Consider the following 5731-nt stretch of genomic DNA (forward strand, 5'->3'; position numbering starts at 1 on the left):
GTATTCGCCACTATTGCTTTCTTACCATGGTTTCCTTACCAAACTGGATTTTGTTCGTGCAAAGGCTTTATTTGCGATGGATATTGAAGCAGAAATGCCCGGTTTGTTAAAAGAGCCTAAAACCAAGCTGATTAATGCAAGGCACCCTTTATTATCGATTTCATTTGCCGCCGAAAAGAAAACGGTTACACCTTTAAATATCCATATAGATGCCGAAACCCGGGTGGTATTGGTATCAGGACCAAATGCAGGCGGTAAATCGGTTTGTATGAAAACCGTTGGCCTTTTGCAGATTATGTTGCAAACAGGTTTGTTAATTCCGGTTGATGCGAATAGTGAAGTGGGTATTTTTGAAAATATTTTTGCCGATATCGGCGATGACCAATCGATAGAAAGTGATTTAAGTACTTACAGTGCACACCTAAAGAAGATGCGCTATTTTGTAGAGCATGCTTCGCCAAAAACGATGGTGCTGATTGATGAGTTTGGTACCGGAACTGATCCGCAGTTTGGGGGACCAATGGCTGAAGCTGTTTTAGAGGTGTTGAACAATAAAAAGGTGAGGGGGGTAATTACTACCCATTATTCTAATTTAAAGCTTTTTGCAGGTAATACACCTGGTTTGGAAAATGCATCAATGCTTTTTGATAATGCCAAAATGAAACCGCTTTATATTTTGGAAATGGGTAAACCTGGTAGTTCTTATGCATTCGAAATCGCTCAGAATATTGGTTTGCCAAAAGAGGTAATCGAGCTGGCCAAAGAAAAAACAGGATCTAACCAGAACCGCGTAGATACTATGCTTGTTGATCTGGAGCGCGAAAAGAAAAATGTTTACGATGCCAAAGTAAGTTTAGCCAATCAGCAGAATAAAGCTAAAAACCTGGTTGCCGAAAATGAAAAGTTGAAAAGCTTTTTAGAGGAGAATAGAAAGGTACTGATTAAAGAGGCGAAACAAGAGGCGCAGAATATTATTAAAAATGCCAATAAACTGGTTGAAAATACCATCGCTGAGATTAAGGAAAAGCAAGCTGATAAAGAAGTAACTAAAGAACTCCGCCAGAATTTGCAAAAAGAGCTGGTTAAAAATACTATTCCGAAAGAGCGCCCTAAACCAGTACAGGTAATTGTTGGCGGTGAAATTGAAATTGGTGATTTAGTGAAATTTACGGATAGTGAAACCATTGGCYAGGTTTTAGAAATTAACCGCAATGAACTGATTTTGGCTATTGGCGATTTACGATCGACTGTTAAAAAGAACCGTGTTCAAAAGGTGAGTAACCGTGAAGCTAAAAAAGTAGTTCAAAGCAGTGCAAATTCTTTTGCAGGGCGCATGAATGATGCCGTATCTGGTTTCAGGGCCGAACTTGATCTTCGTGGAAAACGAACTGAAGACGCCCTCTTTGAAGTAGAGAAATATTTAGATAAAGCCATTATGCTCGGCTTTCCRTCCATTAAACTGATTCACGGTAAAGGCGATGGTATTTTGCGTAAAATGATCAGAGAATACCTGCGTAAATATAGTCAGGTAAATAGGATGGAAGATGAACATGCTGATAGAGGCGGGGATGGGATTACTTATGTGTATTTGAATTGATGTTATGGCGTTTTAGCGTGGTGTCGGATGCTACAATCTGACATTGTAAATAATATTTTGCGATAAAAATCACAAAGCTATTTATGCACTCGTTAAAGACGACGGAAACACGGGGATAGCTGTGGTATTGGATGTTTACGATCTGAAATTCTCGTGTAGGCGTCATTCCCAACTTGATTGGGAATCTTAATGCCTTATAATACTTGAGTCTAAGATCCCCGCATGCGCGAGGATGACGATAAGGGGTAAAATACTCGTRTAATCGTCATTTCGACCGCAGTGTTCCAAAGGAACTCCTTCGATGGAAAAATCTTTAAATATGATGTTAAGCATCTTTAAAAGATTTCTCGGCTGCGCTGTGCTTCGCTCGAAATGACGTCCGCCCAGTAAAACAATAAAACTTTATAGCCGTAACGTTGTTATTTCTAAAACGTTACGGTTATGAGGGCAATACTACTCTGTTTATTTGTAATGCTATTCGTTACAAATTGCAAAAAGAATGGTGATGATAACGACGATCCAGGTACTTTACCTGATGTAGAATTAAAATCAAAAGTAGTTGTATCCGGATTGAGCTTTCCCTGGGAAATGGTGTATGGACCTGATAATTTCATTTGGTTTACCGAAAAAGCAGGTAAAATTAGTCGTTTAAATCCTGCCAATGGACAAGTAACACCTTTACTTACCATAACCGAAGTACGTACCAATGGAGAAGGTGGCTTGCTTGGAATGACACTCCATCCCGATTTTACCAGTAACCCTTACGTTTATGTAATTTATGGCTATGGTAGTACCTATAAAGCTAAAGTTGTACGTTATACTTACGGCGGAGGAAATTTAACGAGTCCGCAGGTTTTATTGGATCAGATTCCTGCGGCTTCAATCCATAATGGTTCGCGTTTGCTGATCAGTGGCGGTAAACTATTTATCAGTACCGGCGACGCTGCTGATACTGGCAATCCTCAAAATGTTAATTCTTTAGCGGGTAAAATTTTAAGGATAAATTTAGATGGATCAATTCCTGCTGATAATCCTTATCCAAATAACCCGGTTTGGTCTTTAGGGCATCGAAATGCACAAGGATTAACCCAGGTGGGCAATAAAATTTTTTCTTCAGAGCATGGTCCGGATTCTGATGATGAGATTAATATTATCGAAAAGGGAAGAAACTACGGATGGCCAAATATTAAAGGTTTTTGTAATGAAAGTGGAGAACAATCGTTTTGCAGTTCGAACAATGTGGTAGAGCCATTAATCAATTGGACACCAACCATTGCGCCTAGTGGTTTAGCTTATTACAATTCAGATTATATTCCGCAATTTAAAAATTCGTTGCTGCTGGCTGTATTAAAAGGAACTAAATTGATGCAGCTTAAATTAGATGATGCTCAAACAAAAATTACAGGAACGAAAGATTTTTATGTAAACACTTATGGTAGGATAAGGGCTGTTTGCCAATCGCCAGAAGGGAAAATTTATATCTGTACCAGTAATGGAAGCGATGATAAAATTGTAGAAATTGCGAAGTAGATTAATTATTTTTTCCGTCCGGGGCACTTTTTACAGCGTTTACCTTTTTTGAATTTCTCACAACATTTTTTGTGCTCAGCCGTACAGCTGAAAATAAAACCCATGCCTTTTTGAAATTCAGGATCGGTGGGTAATATGAATAGACTTTCTTCTCTCTCGTAAATCATTGCAGCACAAAGGTAATAGTTATTTAGATTAATTCCAATTAATTAATATTCCTGGAAGATTTAAAAATTATAAATGCTACATTTTTGAAGGCAATTTGTAATTTAGCAAACTAACCAAAAAATTCATAAGATGATAAATAAAGTGGTATCTGGAGCTGAAGAGGCTATCAAAGATATATCAGATGGTGCTACCCTTATGCTTGGCGGTTTCGGGCTTTGCGGTATTCCAGAAAATTGCATTAATGCTTTGGTAAACAAACAGGTGAAAAATTTAACCTGCATCTCTAATAATGCTGGTGTTGATGATTTTGGTATTGGTTTAATGCTGAAACAACGCCAGGTTAAAAAAATGATTTCTTCGTATGTAGGTGAAAATGCCGAATTTGAAAGGCAATTGCTGAGTGGCGAACTTGAAGTAGATCTTATTCCGCAAGGTACCTTAGCTACGCGTTGCCTGGCTGCCGGATATGGTATGCCGGCAATTTTTACGCCTGCGGGCGTGGGCACCGAAGTGGCAGAAGGCAAAGAAGTGCGCAATTTTGATGGTAAGGATTATTTAATGGAATATGCCTTTGATGCTGATTTCGCTATTGTTAAAGCTTGGAAAGGTGATACCGCTGGGAATTTGATCTTCAGGTCTACCAGCCGCAACTTTAATCCTATAATGGCTATGGCAGGTAAAGTAACCATTGCCGAGGTAGAAGAATTGGTAGAAGCTGGTGAATTAGATCCAGATTATATCCATACGCCTGGTATTTATGTTCATCGGATTTTTCAAGGGAAAGATTATGAGAAAAGAATCGAGCAACGAACCGTAAGAACAAAATCGTAATGAAGAAAATAATTGCAATCGAAGAAATGGCCATGTTTCTATTGGCAATATTTGCCTTTTCTAAATTGTCATTTCATTGGTGGATATTTCCAGTATTGCTGCTTGTACCAGATTTAAGCATGCTGGGTTATCTGGCAGGCCCAAAAGTTGGTGCATGGCTTTATAACATAGTTCACCATAAAGCGATAGCAATATTAATTTTCTTGATCGGATTTTATTATCATTTACCCATATTGCAGTTATCGGGCATTATGTTATTTGCCCATTCTTGCATGGATAGGGCGCTAGGTTATGGGTTGAAATATAGCGATGCATTTAATCACACACATTTAGGTTTAATAGGAAAAAATAAATAAATGGCATTTTCAAAAGAAGAAATCGCACAGCGTATTGCTAAAGAAATAAAAGACGGATATTATGTTAACCTTGGTATTGGCATACCTACTTTGGTTGCCAATTATATTCCAAAGGGAATTAACGTAGTGTTACAGTCTGAAAACGGCTTATTGGGTATGGGGCCATTTCCTTTCGAAGGAGAGGAAGATGCCGATTTAATTAACGCAGGGAAACAGACCATTACTACCTTGCCAGGATCGTCTATTTTTGATTCGGCCATGAGTTTTGGGATGATCCGTGCGCAAAAAGTAGATCTGACTATTCTGGGAGCCATGGAGGTGTCAGAAAATGGAGATATTGCTAACTGGAAAATCCCCGGTAAAATGGTTAAGGGAATGGGCGGAGCTATGGATTTGGTAGCATCAGCCAAAAATATCGTTGTAGCGATGCAGCACATCAATAAAGCCGGAGAAAGTAAATTATTACCTAAATGTACTTTGCCTTTAACCGGTGTAAAATGCATTAAAAAAATTGTAACTGAATTGGCGGTTTTGGATATTTTACCTGAAGGTGGTTTTAAACTTTTGGAGCGTGCACCAGGCGTAAGTATCGAATTTATACAACAATCTACAGCTGGAAGACTGGTAGTAGAAGGAGAGATTCCTGAAATGAGATTGGATTAAATTGGTGGTTTGTGAGGACACAAACCACGGCGGTGGTGATGGTTGATTCTAAAGAACGATCGTCATTTCCGCGCAGGCGGGAATCTTAATGCACCCTGTTAACCCTATCAAGGCATTACGATTATTCATAAGTTTTCATGTTTTCAAAGGCATTCATGAGCACTTCGTGGTTCCCAATCAGGTTGGGAATGACGATTCCTCGCAAAAAAAAAGAAGTCAAGTTTTTAAAAACTTGACTTCTTTCATATTGGATATATTTTTACTGTATATCTACTAAAATACTGTTTCTTAAATCGTTAGAGATATCTTCGGTGATACCGATAATTTCTTCAGGTTCATTGGTGTTATTCATTATTACCTTATTACATTGTTCGCGATACGGCAATAAATATTCTTTATAGGCTGGCACTACATGGTTGTGCCATTTGTACAATACATCATCTTCAGGGTAACCACGTTCCAAGCCATCGCGTTTTATACGGCGATCTAAAGCTACCTGTTCATCTGCATCAACAAAGATGGTATGATCCAGCAGTGCGGCAATTTCTTTAAAGTGGAGAATAAAAAGACCTTCTACAATAATGAT

At 38.5% G+C, this 5731-nt stretch carries 6 protein-coding genes; 5 read left to right on the forward strand and 1 reads right to left on the reverse strand.

The features are described from left to right. From AC1DND_RS16825 to AC1DND_RS16845, 5 genes are all read left to right on the forward strand, one after another. Positions 1 to 1597 (forward strand): endonuclease MutS2 (locus AC1DND_RS16825; RefSeq protein WP_477583337.1); only part of this gene is annotated, 1597 nt, incomplete at its 5' end. A gap of 441 nt (positions 1598 to 2038) precedes the next feature. Further along, positions 2039 to 3127 (forward strand): PQQ-dependent sugar dehydrogenase, encoded by a 1089-nt coding sequence (locus tag AC1DND_RS16830; RefSeq protein ID WP_477583339.1) that lies wholly within the window; start codon positions 2039 to 2041, stop codon positions 3125 to 3127. 297 nt (positions 3128 to 3424) lie between these two features. Further along, positions 3425 to 4126: a CoA transferase subunit A gene (locus tag AC1DND_RS16835; RefSeq protein ID WP_477583340.1), complete on the forward strand. Its 702-nt coding sequence runs from the start codon at positions 3425 to 3427 to the stop codon at positions 4124 to 4126. Then, positions 4126 to 4482: a DUF4260 domain-containing protein gene (locus AC1DND_RS16840; RefSeq protein WP_477583342.1), complete on the forward strand. Its 357-nt coding sequence runs from the start codon at positions 4126 to 4128 to the stop codon at positions 4480 to 4482. The genes AC1DND_RS16835 and AC1DND_RS16840 overlap by 1 nt, the downstream gene beginning before the upstream one ends. Next, the gene (locus AC1DND_RS16845) at positions 4483 to 5145 is read left to right on the forward strand and encodes a CoA transferase subunit B (RefSeq protein ID WP_477583344.1); all 663 of its coding nucleotides are present in this window, start codon (positions 4483 to 4485) and stop codon (positions 5143 to 5145) included. A 259-nt stretch (positions 5146 to 5404) separates the two neighbouring features. Here AC1DND_RS16845 and AC1DND_RS16850 read toward each other — a convergent pair. Next, positions 5405 to 5731: uridine kinase family protein (locus AC1DND_RS16850; RefSeq protein ID WP_477583345.1), on the reverse strand; the 327-nt coding region annotated here is incomplete at its 5' end.

It is taken from the genome of Pedobacter sp. 01N416, from assembly GCF_056399685.1.